We start from the raw sequence: 16,638 nt of genomic DNA on the forward strand, positions 1-16,638 counted from the left end.
GTTTGGCGCGATCATGGCTCAGTACACCAGTTCAGCGTTGTTGCAATCGATGCTGTGGACCCAGACGTCGCTGTTGCCAAGCTGGATGCCCAGGCTGTTGAGCAGCGGCGGGAGCAGCGCGTCGAGCGTAGCCCCCAGCGGCGCCAGCAACGGGCCCAGATCCAGGGGCACACCTATGAATCCCAGCAATTTGGTCCGCACCTTCAGCGACAGCACCTGCGAGAACAATCCGCCGAAGGGATCTGCCATACCCACTTGCGCATGCCCGCCGGGCGCCAGGGTAATTTCCTGGCCAACCGTGTTGCCGTAGCGCGGTACGTCGGCGGCGACCACGTCTGCGAGGCCGACCCCAAGTACTTCGGCCTTCCCGAGCACCACCTCGCCGCCCGTGCAGCCCTCGGTCAGGCACGCCGTGGCCAGGCCGCTCTTCACTTGCATCGTGGCCCGACGGTCCGCGGGATTGGCCGCGCATTGCAGCCGGGTGAGGTCGGCCGTGGCAGCGGCGACATCGAGGTAGAGCGGCACGTTCAGGCTGGCGTCCAGAATCGGCTTCAGGATGTCGGCCTTGATCTGGAGCGCCAGCGTCAGCCTGAGCTGCGAGGAGCTGGCGCTGGTCTGCCAGGTGTCGGGCTTGCCGGTCAGCTGCCGCGCCGGACCGGCCGCCGTGACCGGCGGCTCGATCACGCGCAGGTTGGCGCTGATGCCGCCCAGGCCGAACGGCAGCTTGGGTATGTCCAGCGGCAACGCGACCGCGGTGTCGCCGCGCGCGACCTGCGCGCCCGCGAGCAGCAACTGCGCGACATTCAGGCCCACCTCCACCGCCGACGATGCCGCGGGTGCCATCAGGCCCAGGTCGAGCAGCCTTGCCAGCGACACCGACGCGGCCGCTCCGCTCGCGCCCAGCGTGGTCGGCGGGCTGCCCAGCATGGTGGTAAGCAGCGTGTCGCGCCCGGCCGCGCCGAGCACCAGCGCATAGAAATCGCGCAGGTTCAGCGACGCATTCAGCAGTTGTTCCACGGTGCCGACGTCCGCCTCTAGCCGCAGCTGGTCCAGCGTCACCGTGGTATTGACCAGCCCCTGCCAGTCCGCCACCGACAGGTTCACCGCATTGCCCAGCAGCACGCTCAGCATGCTGTTGGCGCTCGAGACGTCCAGCAAACCCGTGCCCAGTGAAAACGCCGCCACCGGCGGGCTGCCGCTCGCAATCGATTCCGCGAACAGCTGCCTGCCGCTGCCCCCGTTGAACACGAACAGGATCGGCACCGTCTGCGTGGCCTGCACGCGCACGGCATTGGGCGAGACCGTGGCGGCGTTGTACACGGCGCTGAAATGCCGCGCGCCGGCGCTCGCGGGATCCCATACTCCGACACAGGCTGTCATCGCATCCGCGCCGCCGCCGGCGGCCTCCGCGCAGCCCATGGCGATGCCTGACGGATAGCCGTTCTTCGCGCCGATATTGCTGACCGTTCCCAGCACCGCGGCATTGAGATTGGCTGGACTGTCCGCCCGCTTGAGCTGCTGCGCCGCCGACATCGCCGCCAGGTCCACCATGCTCTGCAGCTGCCGCTGGCGCATGAACACATGACCGACGTCGATCGAGACCAGCGCGGCGATCGCCACGGTGGCGATCAGCAGCGCCGCCATCACGCTGACGGCGCCGCGTGCGGCGCGACGGGTGCGGGGCACCGGCGGCTGGCGCAGGCTCATTTTCCGCCCAGCATCTGCCCGGCCGAGCCGGCGCGCGTGGTGCTGGCGTTGGCCTGGCCGGTGTAGAACTCGGGCAGCGCGAAGCGGAAGCTGTTCAGGTAGCGCTCATAGCCCAGCGCGGCCTGTTCGCCGTGCATCGGCAGCATCGGCCCGGCCTGCGTGCCCTCGCGCTGGATCGCCAGGATCGTGCGGGTGTCGGCGCCGATCTCGCGCTGCGCGGGCCGCGCCGGCGGCATGCCGGCGGCGGCCGCTTCGGTCATCGCGGCCTCGCCCTGCGCGTGCGCCAGCGGGACCAGCACCCCCAGGCAGAGCGCCACGCATGCGGCGCGCTTTTGGATGGCAACGAGAAGATTGGCTGTCATGGTGTAGCGCCGGCTTGCGCGGCGATAGCGATTGGCCTGGCCACGACCGCCACGGCGGCGGGCGCGGAGATCGGCTTGGGCTGACCCTGGCGCGCCGTGGTGCGGTCGCGCGTGGCGGCGGCGCGGGCGATGCGGTCCGCTTCCTTGCGGATCGCGCCGCGGGTGGGCTCGGGCAATGCGGCCTTCTGCATCATGGCGTTGGCCTGGGCGCGCTTGCCATCGGCCATCAGCCAGACCACCGCATTGCTGATCACGCGCGGATTGCGCGCGTCCAGTTCGAGCGCCTGCATCACCGGCACGCGCGCGTCCTGCAGCGCGCCGGCGCGCATCAGCGCATAGCCCAGGTCGCTGGCGATGCGCGCGTTGACCGGATCCAGCGCGGCGGCGGCGCGCAACTCCGTGACTGCGCGCGCAAAGTCGTCCTGCCGCCCCGCCAAGAGTCCGAGCCCGTGATGCGCGTGCGCGGCCTCCGCCCCCATGGCGGTGGCGGCCAGCTGCTGGTACGCCTCGATGGCGGCCTGGTCCTGTCCGGTTTCGCGCAGCGCATCGGCGCGCATCACCTGGATCTCCGCGCCCGCGCCGAAGCGCTGCACATAGACCTCGATATGCGCGAGCGAGGCAAAGTAGAGCCCGTCCTGCTGCATCTTGCGGATCAGGCCCAGGTAGACCGCCTGCTCGCTGTATTCCGCGCGCGCGGTCTTGTCGCGCAGCCTGGCCAGTTCCACCTGGGCCTCGGCCTGCTCGTGCATGGCCGTGGCACCGTTGTTGCCGGCGGCGCAGCCGGACAGCGCGGCCACCAGCACGCACCCCGCCGCGGCCGGGCGCGCCATGAAAGCCATCATCGCGTTCCTCCCATGTTTGCCAGCATGCGGATCACCCCGAGAAAGCCGGGGCCCGCGGTCAGGATCAGCAGCACCGGCAACAGGCTGACCACCATCACCGCGGTCATCTTGACCGTGAGGCGGCCGATCTCGTCCTTCATGCGCGACTTGCGCGCCTCCTGCATGCGCAGGCCGAACTGGCGCAGCGGCTCCTGCACCGCGCCGCCATGCTTGTCGACCTGCGTCAGCAGCGTGATCAGGCTCTTCAGGTCTTCGCTGTCGAACAGCCGGCCGATGCGCAGCAGGGTCTGCTCGCGCGAGCGGCCCGACGCGAACTGCTGGTTGGCCCGTGCCAGCTCCGGCCCCAGCACGCGCAGCATGCTGCCGAACTCGGCCACGATCACCTGCAGGCTCTGGTCGATCGACAAGCCCACGCCCTGCAGCAGTCGCAGCATGTCGATCAGCACCGGCAGCTCGTCGTCGACCATGCGCAGGCGCGCGGCGGCGCGGCGGCGCAGGTACCACTTGGGCGCCAGGTAGGCCACGGCGAAGGTGCCGAAGCCCCAGGCCATCACCATGAAGGCACTGGCGCCGAGATGCCACAGCATCGCCAGCACCGACAAGGCCAGCGGCAGGCCCAGGCGCAATACGCCGAACAGCACGCGCGCCTGCAGGCCATACCAGCCGCATTGCTCGAGCAGTTGCTGGTCTTCGGGCGTCACCACCGCGCGACCGAGGCGCGATTCCAGCCAGTGGGCATCGAAGCGCTCGCCCACGCGCGCGCCCAGCTGGGCGCCGAGCGCCGTGGCGACGCCGGACGCCGCAGCAGGGATCGCCGGGCGCGCGCTGGCGGGAGCCGACACGCCGGGCACGCCCGGTGCACGCGGCACGCCGGCGGGCGCGGCCTGGGCGGCCTGTGCGTTCTGTGCAGCTTCCATTGTGCGCTGGCGCGCCAGCGCGGCGTCGATGGTGCGGGTCGACAGCCGGCGCTGGCGCCAGTCGCGCAGCAGCGGCAAGGCCAGCACGCCGACGCCGCATGCGGCGGCGAGCAGGCTCAGCGAAATCAACGTCAGGCGGTCCATGGGGGCGATGTCATCGTTGCCTTCAGATCGACTTGGCCAGCCGGTACAGCATCAGCGCGCCGGCGACTTCGAGCGCCGCGGCCGACAGCAGCATGGTCTTGCCGGTGGGGTCTTTCCACATCATCAGGATGTAGCCCGCGTTCAGCGTGAACAGGCCGCCAGCCACCACCAGCGGCAGCAGGCCCAGCACCCAGGCCGACAGCCGGGTCTCGGCCGACAGCGCCATCAGCTCGCGCTGCGCCTGCTCGCGGTCGCGCATGAAGGTGGCGGTGCGCTCCATCACCACGTCGGCGCGGCCGCCGTAGCGCACCGACAGCCGCAGCACCGAAGCCACCAGTACCAGTTCCTCGACCTTGTAGGCGCGCCCCACCTGCAGCACCGCCTGGTCCAGCTCCTTGCCGGCGCGCTGCAGGTGCACCGCCTGCACCAGGCACTGGCGCAGCGGCGCCTCGGTATTGGCGATGGAGTTCTGGAACGCGGCCGGCACGCTGCTGCCGATGGTCATCAGCCGCACCACGCCATCCAGGAAACCGGGCAGCTGCGACAGCAGCTTCTTGTGCAGCCGGCGCACGCGGTGCCACGCCGCGCATGCCGTCACCGCGAGCGCGACGACCAGCGCCGACACCGCGCCCAGCCATTGCCCCGCAACCGCGCCGGCCAGCGTGCACAGCACCAGCGGAGACAGCCACAGCAGCGCGGTGCGGCGCGTCGGCGCCAGGTCGGCACGCCGCAGGAAATCGTCCCAGCGCCGGCGCAGATCGCGCGCCGGCAGCTGCAGCGAGGAGTCGGGCGCCTGCGTGTAGCGCATCCGCACCTGCTCGGTCTGCGCCTGCAGGAAGGCCTGCTGCTGTTCGCGGCGCGCGCGCGCCTGCGCGCTGGCGAGCAGCAGCAGCCCCAGGCCGGTGATGACCAGCGCGAGCGCGGCGAGCAGCAGCGTGGCGCTAGACATCGAAGCGGTCGTCCAGCATGAAGCCCGGCGCGCGCATGCGCGCGAGCTTGGGCGAGTGCGGCAACAGGCCCAGCGAGAGCCAGCGGTCGGTCTCGGTGCCGTCGGGGCTCACGAACGGCTCGTGCCGGTACAGCTCCTGGGTCGAGATGATGTTGTCGCCCAGGCCGGTGACCTCGGTGATCGACACGATGCGGCGCTTGCCATTGGACAGCCGCGCGATCTGCACGATGAAGTCGATGGCATTGGCGATCTGGCGCCGCAGGCTCATCTCGCTGCCCTGGAAGCCGGCGAAGCCGGCCAGCATCTCCAGCCGATACAGGCATTCGCGCGGGCTGCTGGCGTGGATGGTGCCCATCGAGCCGTCGTGGCCGGTGCTCATGGCCTGCAGCATTTCCAGCACCTCGCCGCCGCGCACTTCGCCCACGATGATGCGGTCCGGGCGCATGCGCAGGCTGTTGCGCAGCAGGTCGCGGATCGACACCACCCCGGTGCCCTCGAAGCCGCCCGGCCGGCTCTCCAGCCGCACCACGTGCGGATGGTTCAGCGCCAGCTCGGCGGTATCCTCGATGGTGATGACGCGTTCGGTGGGCGGCACGAAGGTGGCCAGCGCATTGAGCAGCGAGGTCTTGCCAGAACTGGTGCCGCCGCTCACCAGGATATTGCAGCGCGCCTGCACCGCGGCCTGCAGCAGGTCGCAGATCTCGGGGCTCATGGTGCCCAGCGCCTGCAGGTCGGCGGGCGTCATCGGGTCCTTGCGGAATTTGCGGATCGACACCACCGGCCCTTCCAGCGCCAGCGGCGGGATCACCACGTTGATGCGGCCGCCGTCGGGCAGGCGCGCGTCGACCATGGGGTTGGATTCGTCCAGGCGCCGGCCGATCGGCGCCAGGATGCGGCGCACGATGCGCAGCAGGTGGCCGCTGTCGGCAAAGCGCACCGGGATGCGCTCGAGTACGCCATGGCGCGACACGTACACGTCCAGGTGGCCATTGACCAGGATGTCTTCGACCGCGGGATCGTTGAGCAGGTCCTCGATCGGGCCAAAGCCGGCCAGCTCCTTGGTCAGCGCCTCGGCGATCTGGCGCAGCTCGGCCTCGTTGATGGGGATGCGCCGCAGCCGCGTAAAGCTCTCCAGTTCCAGGTCGACGAAGCGCTGGATCGCGGTGCGCGACCATCGGCCGAACTCGGCGCCCAGCTCTTCGATGCGCGTCAGCAAGTGCTCGTGCGCGGCTTCCTTGATGTTGTGGAACTCCTGCGACACCGGGAACGGTGCGGGGGCGTTGTCCGAGAATTCAATCGCTTGGGTCATGTCAGCTTCCAGTGCGTGCCGTGCGCGCGCCGCGCGCTACCAGCGCTGCGCGCAGCGCCCCGGGCAGTTTGTCCTTGATCCGCGCCAGCAGCGTGGTGTCCCGGGCGGCGGCAGTGCGGTAGCCCAGCCGTACCAGCAGCTCGGCCAGCGCGCGCACATAGGGACAGTGGGGATCGTCATCGGCCAGCACCGCGCCGCGGTTCGTCGCCAGCACCAGCGCCTCGCGGCTGTCCGGCAGCGTCGCCACCGACTCCACGCCCACGCGCCGCGCGATCTGCGCGGCATCAACGCCCAGGCGCGCATCGAAGCGCGACACCAGCAGGTGCAGGTCGTCGCGCTCGACTTCACGCGCGCGCAGTTCATGCACCAGCTCCGCCGCCGACACGATCGCGCCCACGCTCTGGTCCGCCACCAGCACCACGCTGTCGGCGGCCTTGACGATCTGCGCGGTGAACTCGGCATTGCCGAAGCCACCCAGGTCGACGATCTGCAGGTCGAAGAACGCGCGCAGGCGCTCGAGCAGGCCGATCGCATCGGCATAAGATATGTCGCGCAGCTCGCTCAGCGCGGCCGGCAGCGGCAGCACGCACACGCCGTTGGCGTGGCGCGTCAGCGCGGTCTGCACGAAGACCTGGTCGAAGCGGCGCAGGTTGCGCACCGCCTCGACAAAATGGAAACCCGGACTCAGGTTCAGGTAGAGCGCGCCGTCGCGCGCCGGCAGGCCCAGGTCGGTCAGCAGCACTTCGGCGCGGGCATCGGTCTTGGCATGGCGCGGCAGGTGGCGGCGCGCCGCAGCGGCCAGGTTGACCGCCAGGCTGGTCACGCCCACGCCGGCGCGCGCGCCCAGCAGCGCCACGATCTTTCCCTGGCGCGCGGCCTCGGCCGGGCGCACCTGCTCGCTCGGCACGGCCAGGCGCTTGATCACGGCCTCGGCCTCGGCCGGGGCGTCGCGCAGGTCGATAAAGTCCTTCACCCCCGCCCGCAGCGCGGCCAGCATCACGCCGGGCTCGCCGGCCTGGCCCACCGCCACCAGCGGCAAGCCGGGGAAGAGCCGCTGCAGCTGCTCGGCCAGGCGCGCCGACGACGCCGCGGCCTCCGCCGAGAAATGCAGGAACACCAGGCCCGGGCGCAGTTCGGAGACGCGCTCGATAAAGCCTTCGTGGGCCCCGCCATCGGCCACCAGCGTGCCCAGCGCGCCGATGGCGCGGCCCAGCCAGTCCCTGACTTCGCCCTGCGTTGCGTGCAACAGAAAATAGTCCATCTCTCCGCCTCAAAGCTGTTGGCCATGCCAGCCGGCATGGCCGGCGGCTATTTCGAGAAACCCGGCAAAGTCGGGTCCGCGTATTCGCCCAGCACATACCAGCCCCACACATTGGGACTGGCGCTGGTGCGGCCATCGGCACCGACGGCCTGCGCCGCCGGCGAATTCTTCGCCATCGGCTTCACCAGGCGCGGCGTGACGACGATCATCAGCTCGCGGTCTTCCTGGTGGAAGTTCAGGTTCTTGAAGAACACGCCGATCACCGGCAGGTCGCCCAGCACCGGCACCTTGTTGACGTTGCTGACGGTGTTGCGGCTGACCAGCCCGCCGATCACGAAGCTCTCGCCATCGCCCAGCTCGACCGTGGTGTCGGCGCGGCGCGTGACGATGGCCGGCACCACCGCGCCGTTGATCGAAATGCCGCGCGACGGGTCCAGATCGCTGGCCTCGGGCGCCACCTTCAGTGCGATGCGGTCGGCCGACAGCACCGTGGGCGACACCGTCAGCCCGATGCCGAACGGCTTGAACTGGATCGTGGTGGTGCCCAGCGCCTGCGGCACCGGGATCGGGATCTCGCCGCCGGCGAGGAAGCTGGCGCTCTGCCCCGACAGCGCCACCAGGCTGGGCTCGGCCAGCACGCGTGCCAGGCCGTTGGCCTCGAGCAGACTGATGTTGGCGAAGATGCCGTGCGTGAGCGACGCGGCCACCAGGTTGAAGGCATTGCTCATGGGCGAGGCGAGGTCGGCGGTGAAGCTGCCGGGCGCGCCGCCGCTGCCCGGCGTAAAGGTGAACTTGTTCAGCGTCGACGGCGAGAACGTGCCGAAGGCAAAGCCCGAGTTGTTGCGGAAGAAGTTGATGCCGACTTCCTTGAGCACGGTCTTGCTGATCTCCACCACCTTGACGTCGACCTGCACGGTGCCGCTCAGCGGCACGGTGGAGCGGTCCACCACCAGGCCCGGCTTGCCGTCGGTCTTGCTTGCGGTGGCCGCGCGCGCCGCCGCTTGCGCGCGCGCGGCGCCATAGGCGTCTGGCGACTGCCCGGTGATGGTGGCGCCGGCGGCCGAGTAGCCCAGCTGCGCGCCGTTGGCATCGGGCGCGATGGCATCGACCTGCACGCTGTAGCTCTGCGGCTCGGCGCTGCCGCGCGTCCACACCATCACCTCGGTCACGCCAGGCTGTTTGGCCACCAGCAGCACGCTCGGCGCGCCGCGGGTGCGCAGGATCAGCGCATCGGCCACCGCGGGGTTGCCGACGGCGACGCGCTCCACCGGCTGCGCGCTGCGCAGTTCCTTCTGCGCGCCGGCCATCAGGCGCAATGGCCGCGCGGTGGCGGCGTCCTGCGCCTGCGCGCGCGGGGCCAGCGCGCACCATGCCGTGGTGGCGATGATGGCGGCAAGCGTGAGCTGCATCAGCCGGCGGCGCAGCGTCACGGCATGGGCGGGTGGGTTCTGGATTGGCATGCGATGGGCGCCCACGTTCTTATTCGATGTCGCGCTTGCCGGCGCGGATCACTTCCACGCCAGCGCGTTCCCTGGCTTGTGCCAGCGCCGGCGGCGCGGCCACCTGCAGCGGCCGCGGCGCCGGCGCTGCCGCTGGTGCGCGCGCAGCCGGTGCGCCGTTGGTGGCGGCCAGCCCGGACAGCAGCACGCCCGCGCTGGCCTTGTCGGTGGCGGCGCGCGGTGCGTCGGCGGGAATGCCGGCGCGCGCGGCCAATGCGGGCGGGAGTTCGGCAAACATGCCGTCGCTCGGCATGGCCGGGTCTTGCGGATTGCGCAGCGCCAGCATCAGGCGCCCCGAGTGCTGCGCCATCGCCAGCCGGCTGACCTGTTCCAGCGGCACCGACAGCACCGCGGTCTTGGCGCCTTCCTGGCGCGCCATCATCTGTTCCGGCTTGGCCGCCTGCGGCCGGTTGACCGAGGCCACGCCGTAGGCCAGCACGCGCAGGCGCGACAGCAGCATGCGGGCCTGGCTGTCGGGGATTTCCTGCTGGTCGCGCCGCAGCACCAGGAATACATCGACATAGTCGCCCGGCTGCACCTGGTTGCCGACGCCGATGACCTCATCGACCGACACCGCCACCGCGCGCTCGCCTTCCGGCACCTGCGCGGCCAGGCCGGACAGCAGTTGGCTTTCCAGCACCGGCACGTTGGCCCCCAGCGCCACCAGCGGCACCTGGCCAGTAACGCGCGCGACGTCGCGGTAGGCGCCGGCGGGATCGATCGGCAGCATCTCCACCTTGAGCGCCTCGGCGTCGAGCGGCTTGCCGGCTTCGGCCGGGCGCGTGGTGACCACCACCGGGTGCAGCGGCCTGGCGTCCGCCGATGCGGCAGGCTGGGCCGGCTGGCGTCCCACCTGCCACGCCAGCATTGCCAGCAGCATGGCCAGGCCAAGCAGCACGACGGCCAGTAATCGGATCTGCTTGCTGGTCATGCGGAAGTCCTTGGTACGGGCATGCGGCGGTTCGTCATGCGCATCAGATATCGGGAGAGAGCTGGACCATGGCCGAGCCCGACAGCGAAGCCGGCAGCGGCACCATCGGTACCGCGGGCATGATGCTCGTGGTGGACAGGGTCAGCGTGACCTGTACGCAGACGTCGGCCGAGCCGGCCTCGCATGGCACGGCCGCGGCGACGCCGGCAGGTGGAATCAGGTCGCGCAGGGATGCGGGAAGGGTGCCGCGCGCCATCGCGGCCGCGGCATTGACACGTGCCTGCTGCGTGGCCGCGAGGCCGGTGCCGGCGACGCCTGCGGGATAGCGCAGCGCGGCGCGTGCGCCTTCCTCGGCGGCCAGCGTCAGCACCTGCTGCAGCGCCAGCATCACGCCGTAATACACGATGCCGATCACGATGGTGACCAGCACCGGCGCCACGATGGCAAATTCGATCGCGGCGCTGCCGGCGCTCTGGCAGCGCCGGCTGAACTTCCTGTTGACCCTTGCGTGCAACCACATCTGAAACCCCGGTCTCTTGGTGTTCCGCCGCGCCGACCGGCGGCGCAGCCTGCTGGTCTCAAGCCATTGAGGCTATTGGCCCGCAGCCATCCAGGCCAGCACCCCCACGGCCAGGTACGCCGCATACGGGATGCCGCGCGCCAGCGAAAACTGCGTCGTTGGAAGGGGTGGGTCCTGGGAATGCAGAGCGTGATCCGCGGCCGGCGTGCGGCGCGCCAGTGCCAGCGCCAGCAGCGCATGCACCAGCCCGAGCAGGCTGCCGACGACCCACGCCACCACCAGCCCTTGCGGACCGGTGAACAACCCCGCCACCGTCAGGAACTTGACATCGCCCGCGGCCATGCGCCCGAGGGCGTAGACCGGCAAGGTGACAGCAAGACCCAGCCCCGCGCCGATCAGGCGCGCGGCCAGCGGCGGTTCCGCGGCCTGTCCGGCGAGCAGTGCCAGCCCGAGAGCCAGCACGGCGATCGCCAGCAGGAGGTTCGGAACCCGCCGGTAAGCGAAGTCTGTGTAGAGGGTCGCCGCGCAGAGGAGCGCGGCAATCACGGGGCGCCTTACGCGGCCGGCTTGCCAAGCATGGTGACTACCTTTTCACCAAGGCTCTTAAAGCCATCGCTGAGGTTAGTGCCAAGTTGGGTGGCGCCTGCGGCGACTGCGAGGGCAACGAGCCCTGCAATCAGCCCATATTCAATAGCGGTTGCCCCGCGCTCATCCCTGACAAAGCGTGCAATGAGTCGTTTCATGATTTGTTGACACTCCCGAGTGATCTGATGCCGCGATCACGCTTCCCCCGTTCGATTTTCACGGTGCTCTGTGGCCCGCTCTTTATCGACTATTCACGCTTGCTGCGCTTTTTTTATAAGTCATGCTATGTCTCAACCATACCCCTCCCTCGGGTGATAGTAATGACCCGAAGGGGTTAAAGCACGCGTTTGAAACGCGCCGGATCGCAGCTTGTTAAAGCTGCCGGCGGGCCGGCATAAACCGGCCCGCCGCCTGGCCATGCGGGCATTTTCGGCCGCGCGGCCAGAGGGAATAAAAAGATGCGCTGCGACGGGGTGATGAGCGACAGCGCACCGTGAAAACACCTATGCGGGTTGAGACATTTCAGTGCAGCAGTCCGCCCAGGATCGGCAGTTGCGGCTTGCTGTCGCCACCGCCCGAACCGCCGCCGGCACTGCCGCCGACACCGCTCTTGATGCCGCCGACCAGGCCGGTGACCGGCGCCAGCAGCGCACCGACCGGGCCCGGCGCACCGCCGGCACCGCCGCCACCCGCACCGCCGTCTCCGCTGCCGGGCTTGACCAGCGGCAGGTTGCCGAGCAGCCCGCCGAGCGCATTGCCGCCGGTCTGGCCATTGCCGTTGACCAGCACGCCGACCGCGGCAACGGTCTTGCCGGTCTCGGTCACCACGCCGCCGAGCGGCGCGACTACCGGGGCCTGCGTGTTGCCGAGCATGCTGCCGCCGGTGGCCACGGTATTGCCGACTTTGTAGAGCAGACCGTCCGCCGGCCCACCCAGGCGCGTGGCCGCGCCCAGTGTCTGCGTGCCGTCGGTGACCTTGCTGGTCAGCGGCACGATGACCTGGCTGAGCGAGTTGGTGACCTGCGCGACGGCGCCGTCGGACAGCACCGTCTGCAGCTTGTCGCCGCCGCCCTGCACCGCCGTGCCCACCTTCGTGACCAGGCCGCCCACCGGCGTGGTCAGCGGTGCCAGCGGCGCCAGCTTCTCGGTGCCCAGGCCCTGCACCAGCGCGCCGCCGCTGACCACGGTGTCGCCCACTTCGCGCACCACGTTGCCGGTGCTGGACACGGTCACGCCGAGCGGGTTGTCGACCGAGCCCATCTGCCCCAACCCGTCGCGCACGCCGGCGCCGAGGGCACCGACCGCTTCGCCCGCATTGACTACCACCCCGCCCGCGCCCTTGCGCGCGTCGGTGGGCAGCAGCGGCAGCGGTGCGTCCTGGATCGACTTGCCGATCTCGCTGACGGCATTGCCCGCCGACACCACGGTGTTGCCCGCGCCTTCGGTGACCTTGGCGGTCGGCGTGGTCTGCGCGGCGGCCGGCGGCGGCGGCGTGACCGGCGTATCGGCGCCGCCGCCGCTAGGCTGCGGATTGGCGCCGCTGCCGCCGCCGCTCGAAGAGCAGCCCGCCATCAGCAAGGCAAGGGCGGCGACGCCGGCTGCGGCCAGCGAGGTCATGGAAAGCGGTGCGGGATGCTTGGTTTTCATTGTGCTTCTCCTGTCTGGTTGGCCACGGCGCTGCCGGGCCGTCTTTTCTTGTGAACCGCCGCATGGAATGCCGACGAGCGCCCGGTTGTCCCGCTTTGTTCGACCTGCCTGCCATCCCCATCAGCCATGGCAACACGGTGGAACGCGAAATCGTCGGCGCGTCGGGATAGCGAATGGCAAGGCGCGTGCCAGCGCGGCAAGGTGGACTGGCGCACAGACGGGGGAACTGCCCGCATGCCTTGCGCGGCGCGGCTTGCAGGGCGGACCGGGGTGGCGGCGAAGCGCGCGCGGACGGTGCCGCGGCAGGGCGAAACGCGTTACGTGCTACGTAACGTGTTCCGTACACGCGGGAACACGCAGCGGCGGCGTGGCAGGCCCGCGTCGGCTGGGCGCGCACCGCTTCGCCGATGCTGGTTTGTTCCCCGCGCACGACACACGTTACGTAACGCGTAACGCGCCACGCCCTCCATGCCAACGCGCCGGCGCACCTCGCGGCGCTTCCCGCGGACACCGCGCAGGCCGCATGCCGCAAGGCTTCGCGGGTACCACCCCCGACTTCGGCGGGGTCTGTGCGGTAGCGCGCCAAACGGCTGGCATACCGATTGCGCCATCACCGTCACCGCCGCACGCAGCAGACAAACGCGTTGCGCGGCCGAGCGATTGAAACGACGGGAATGAAGGAACAGACCATGCGCAAACAACAACTCGCCGTAACGGCACTCCTGGCAACCCTGCTGGCCCTGGGTGGCTGCGCCAGCGGCAGCGGCTCGACCTCGATGGGCACCAGCGATACCGCAGGAACCAATGGAGGCACCAATGGCGGCACGAATGCAGGCACCGGCGGAACCGGTGGCGGCACCGACCTGGCCGGTGGCGGTACCGGAGGCACGGGCGGCACCGGTGGCGGCAGCGGCGGCACGGGCGGCGGCAATGGCGGCAACACCGGCGGCAATACCGGCGGTGGCGAGACGCCCACCGCGCTGACCCCGACCGCCACGGTGATCGACAACGCCGGCACGGTGCTGGGCAATACGGGCAGCACCGTCAGCGACCTCGGCAACCAGCTTGGCAACGCCAACCTGCCGCTGCTGCCGGGCCAGACCCAAAGCGGGCTGGGCGGCGTGGTGGCCGCGACCGGCGATGCCGTCGGCGCGCTGGCCACGGGCCTGCAAGCCGGGCTGGGCAGCATGCCCAATTCGACCAACCCGGTCGGCACCACCGTCGCCAGCACCGGCAACGTGGTGACCGAACTGGGCAAGGCGGTGACCAGCGCCGGCACCGCGGTGAGCGGCCTGGGCACCGGCCAGCTGGCACCGCTGGCGCCGCTGACGTCGCCGCTGGGCGCGGTGGTCGGCACGCTGGGCAATACCGTCGGCAACACCGGCGGGACGCTGACCTCGGTGTTGTCGAGCGGCGCGGTCGAGCAGGTGACCATCACCACCAGCAAGCTGATCGTGCCGATCACCTCGCAACTGACCAGCACCACGCAGGCACTGGGCGCGGCCACCGGCCTGGGCGCCCCGACCAGCAGCCTGCTCGCGACCGTGGGCGGCGCGCTGGCCACCGCCGGCACCAGGCTGCAACAGACCAACACGCCGGTGGTCGCGGGCGTCGGCGGCGTGGTCAACGCCACCGGCACCACGGTGGCCTCGCTCGGCGGCGCGGTCAACGGCCCCGCCAGCGGCGGCGGGCTGGGCGCGCTGGGTCCGGTACTGGCACCGGTTACCACGCTGGCCGGGGGGCTGGCAGGCGGGGCAGGCGCCGGCGGCACGGGTTCGCCGCTGGCGCCTGTCACCGGCCTGGTCGGCAACGTCACCGGAGGGCTGACCTCCGCCACGGCCAGCACGCCGCTGGCCCCGGTCACCGGCGCGGTGAGCGGCGTTGTGAATGGTGTGGTCGGCAGCGTTGGCGGCGCAAGCGCTGGCACCGGCACCGCCAGTCCGCTGGCGCCCGTCACCAATGTCGTCTCCGCCGTGACCGGCGGCGCCACCACCACCGCGGGCAACACCACCACCAAGGGCTCTACCACCGGCCCCGTCGGTGGCCTGGTCGGCGGCCTGCTCGGCGGCCTGACCGGCGCGCTCGGCCAGAAGTAGTCCTCCCTTGGCCGCTGCCCCGGCGATCGCGTGATTGCGATCGCGGGCAGCGGTGCTCACCTGATTCAACGTAGCGGCCACGCGCTGGACCGGCAGGATCGGCCAGCAGGCGTCCGGGGGTAGCGGCAATCCCCACGCGGGTGGCACGCGACGTCAATAGCCGCAGTGTTTCTTACAGGGGTTTTGCCATGCGTGCACGTCATCGCGTTGCCGCGCTGCTGGTCGGCGTCGGCGCGTTCCATCACGGCCTGGTCCAGGCCGATCCGCGCAGCCCGGTCCAGGGCGATCCAACCCAGACGCTTCCCAAGATTGCGCCGGCCCGGCCCGACAGCCGCGTGACCGTGCAGGTCGAGCGGCCGCAGCCCGCCATGCAGGACCTGCTCAACGCGCGCCTGACGCCGCGGCGCTTTCGCATCGAGGGTGCGAAGACGCTGCCGTTCGAGGAAGTGGCCGCGCAGTTCAAGCCGCTGGCCAACCGCGAGATCACGGTGGCGCAGCTGCTGGAAGCCGCCAATGCGGTGACGCAGATGTACAAGGAGCGCGGCTATCCGCTGTCGTTCGCGTTCGTGCCGGCGCAGGACTTTGCCAACGGCGATGTGCTGGTCACGGTGGTGGAAGGCTACGTCGCCAAGGTGACCGTGACCGGCAAGGCGGGCCCGGCCGAGCGCCGCCTGCGCGCCATCGCGGAGAAGCTGCAGCAGGACCGCCCGCTGCGCCAGGACCGCTTCGAGCACTACGTCAACGCGCTGGCGCTGCAGCCCGGGCTGCATGTGGCGGCCACGGTGCAGCCGCCCACCACCACCGACGGCGCCTGCGAGATGGTGCTCGAGGTCAAGCGCAAGCCCTTTACCTTCGGTACCGGCATCGAATACATGTCGCCGGGCCTGCGCGCCATCGCCACGGCCACCACCAACAGCCTGACGCCGCTGGGCGAGCAGATTTCGGTGTCGGCACTGTTCCCCAAGGGCCGCGACAGCGAGGAATTCTACGCCGCCAGCTATGCGCAGCCGATCGGCACCGAAGGCATGGTCGCGCGGCTCAATGCCTCGCACTACCGCGGCGTGCCGCAGAACGCGACGCTGGCGCCGATCGGCTTCAACCCGCGCTATGTCAACGATACCAAGCGCATCGGCGGCACCCTGAGCTATCCGCTGCTGCTATCCAACGCGCATACGCTCACGCTGACCGGCGGCGTCTACGGCGCCGACCAGTTCGAGCGCTATACCCATACCGCCACCGGCACGCGCGTGACGCTCGGCACCAACGTGCGCGTGGCCACCGCGGAGCTGACCTACGTCCAACGCGGCGAAGGCGTCAGCCGCAACGCCACGCTGGGCCTGTACAAGGGCTTCGATGCAATGGGCGCGAGCCGCCAGAACAACGCCAACGACCTGAGCTTCTTCCGCACGCGGCTGCTGCTGTCGCAATCGAAGGACCTGCCCGCGGGCTTCGGCCTGACCCTGGCCGCCGCCGGCCAGTACAGCGGCGACCGGCTGGCCTCGGGCGAGCAGATCAGCTTTGGCGGACGCTTCTTCGGCCTGGGCTACCCCGCCGGCGAAGTCGCGGGCGACAAGGGCTGGGGCGCCTCGGCGGAAATCAGCCGCCTGTTCCTGCCGGACCTGACCTACCTGCGCACGATCCAGCCCTATGTGTCCGCCGACGTGGCGCGCGTGTATTCCAACAGCGTGTCGCTGTCGCACCGCAGCCTGTCGTCGGTGGCGCTCGGCGCGCGCTTCTCGGACCGGCGCTACTACACGCTGGACCTGTCGCTGGCGCAGCCGGTCGGGGACAAGCCGACCAATGCCAGCCGCCGCTCGCCGCGCATCAACATGATCTATTCCTACCAGTTCGACTGAGCGCTGGCTTCCT

15 protein-coding genes are annotated in these 16,638 nt (G+C 70.4%); 2 read left to right on the plus strand and 13 right to left on the minus strand.

Features of this window, described 5'->3' with window-relative positions:
• Window positions 1–18: 18 nt before the first annotated feature.
• The 13 genes from MKD50_RS18610 to MKD50_RS18670 form a co-directional block, all read right to left on the minus strand.
• A complete protein-coding gene (locus MKD50_RS18610; RefSeq protein ID WP_252668135.1) occupies window positions 19–1,707 on the minus strand; it encodes a TadG family pilus assembly protein in 1,689 nt (562 codons plus the stop codon).
• Window positions 1,704–2,069: a DUF3613 domain-containing protein gene (locus MKD50_RS18615; RefSeq protein ID WP_115699463.1), complete on the minus strand. Its 366-nt coding sequence runs from the start codon at window positions 2,067–2,069 to the stop codon at window positions 1,704–1,706. Before MKD50_RS18615 ends, MKD50_RS18610 begins: the two co-directional genes overlap by 4 nt.
• Complete coding sequence (locus MKD50_RS18620) at window positions 2,066–2,911, minus strand: tetratricopeptide repeat protein (protein WP_240071439.1); 846 nt, start codon at window positions 2,909–2,911, stop codon at window positions 2,066–2,068. The genes MKD50_RS18615 and MKD50_RS18620 overlap by 4 nt, the downstream gene beginning before the upstream one ends.
• Complete coding sequence (locus MKD50_RS18625; protein ID WP_240071438.1) at window positions 2,908–3,972, minus strand: type II secretion system F family protein; 1,065 nt, start codon at window positions 3,970–3,972, stop codon at window positions 2,908–2,910. Before MKD50_RS18625 ends, MKD50_RS18620 begins: the two co-directional genes overlap by 4 nt.
• A 22-nt stretch (window positions 3,973–3,994) precedes the next feature.
• A complete protein-coding gene (locus MKD50_RS18630; RefSeq protein ID WP_115699460.1) occupies window positions 3,995–4,921 on the minus strand; it encodes a type II secretion system F family protein in 927 nt (308 codons plus the stop codon).
• Window positions 4,914–6,230: a TadA family conjugal transfer-associated ATPase gene (locus MKD50_RS18635; protein ID WP_115699459.1), complete on the minus strand. Its 1,317-nt coding sequence runs from the start codon at window positions 6,228–6,230 to the stop codon at window positions 4,914–4,916. The genes MKD50_RS18630 and MKD50_RS18635 overlap by 8 nt, the downstream gene beginning before the upstream one ends.
• A gap of 1 nt (window position 6,231) precedes the next feature.
• Window positions 6,232–7,491 carry a pilus assembly protein gene (locus tag MKD50_RS18640; protein WP_240071436.1) on the minus strand — a complete coding sequence of 420 codons (1,260 nt, stop codon included), beginning with the start codon at window positions 7,489–7,491 and terminating at the stop codon, window positions 6,232–6,234.
• A gap of 47 nt (window positions 7,492–7,538) precedes the next feature.
• Entirely contained in the window at window positions 7,539–8,951 is a 1,413-nt protein-coding gene (locus MKD50_RS18645) for a type II and III secretion system protein family protein (protein ID WP_252668136.1), read from the minus strand.
• Between the two features lie 19 nt (window positions 8,952–8,970).
• Window positions 8,971–9,921, minus strand: coding sequence for a Flp pilus assembly protein CpaB (gene cpaB, locus MKD50_RS18650; protein WP_252668138.1), 951 nt, complete (start codon window positions 9,919–9,921; stop codon window positions 8,971–8,973).
• Window positions 9,922–9,964: 43 nt separating this feature from the next.
• A complete protein-coding gene (locus MKD50_RS18655) occupies window positions 9,965–10,441 on the minus strand; it encodes a TadE/TadG family type IV pilus assembly protein (protein WP_252668140.1) in 477 nt (158 codons plus the stop codon).
• Between the two features lie 72 nt (window positions 10,442–10,513).
• Entirely contained in the window at window positions 10,514–10,987 is a 474-nt protein-coding gene (locus tag MKD50_RS18660; protein ID WP_115699454.1) for an A24 family peptidase, read from the minus strand.
• Between the two features lie 8 nt (window positions 10,988–10,995).
• Entirely contained in the window at window positions 10,996–11,184 is a 189-nt protein-coding gene (locus MKD50_RS18665; RefSeq protein WP_115699453.1) for a Flp family type IVb pilin, read from the minus strand.
• Between the two features lie 364 nt (window positions 11,185–11,548).
• Window positions 11,549–12,673: a collagen-like triple helix repeat-containing protein gene (locus MKD50_RS18670; RefSeq protein WP_252668142.1), complete on the minus strand. Its 1,125-nt coding sequence runs from the start codon at window positions 12,671–12,673 to the stop codon at window positions 11,549–11,551.
• A 689-nt stretch (window positions 12,674–13,362) separates the two neighbouring features.
• Between MKD50_RS18670 and MKD50_RS18675 the strand changes: the two genes are divergently transcribed.
• Window positions 13,363–14,769: a collagen-like triple helix repeat-containing protein gene (locus MKD50_RS18675; protein WP_252668145.1), complete on the plus strand. Its 1,407-nt coding sequence runs from the start codon at window positions 13,363–13,365 to the stop codon at window positions 14,767–14,769.
• Between the two features lie 188 nt (window positions 14,770–14,957).
• Window positions 14,958–16,625, plus strand: coding sequence for a ShlB/FhaC/HecB family hemolysin secretion/activation protein (locus MKD50_RS18680; protein ID WP_252668147.1), 1,668 nt, complete (start codon window positions 14,958–14,960; stop codon window positions 16,623–16,625).
• The last annotated feature ends 13 nt before the right edge of the window (window positions 16,626–16,638 follow it).

Origin of the sequence: Cupriavidus mimosae (genome assembly GCF_023952485.1) — a bacterium.
Taxonomy (GTDB): Bacteria; Pseudomonadota; Gammaproteobacteria; order Burkholderiales; family Burkholderiaceae; genus Cupriavidus; species Cupriavidus taiwanensis_C.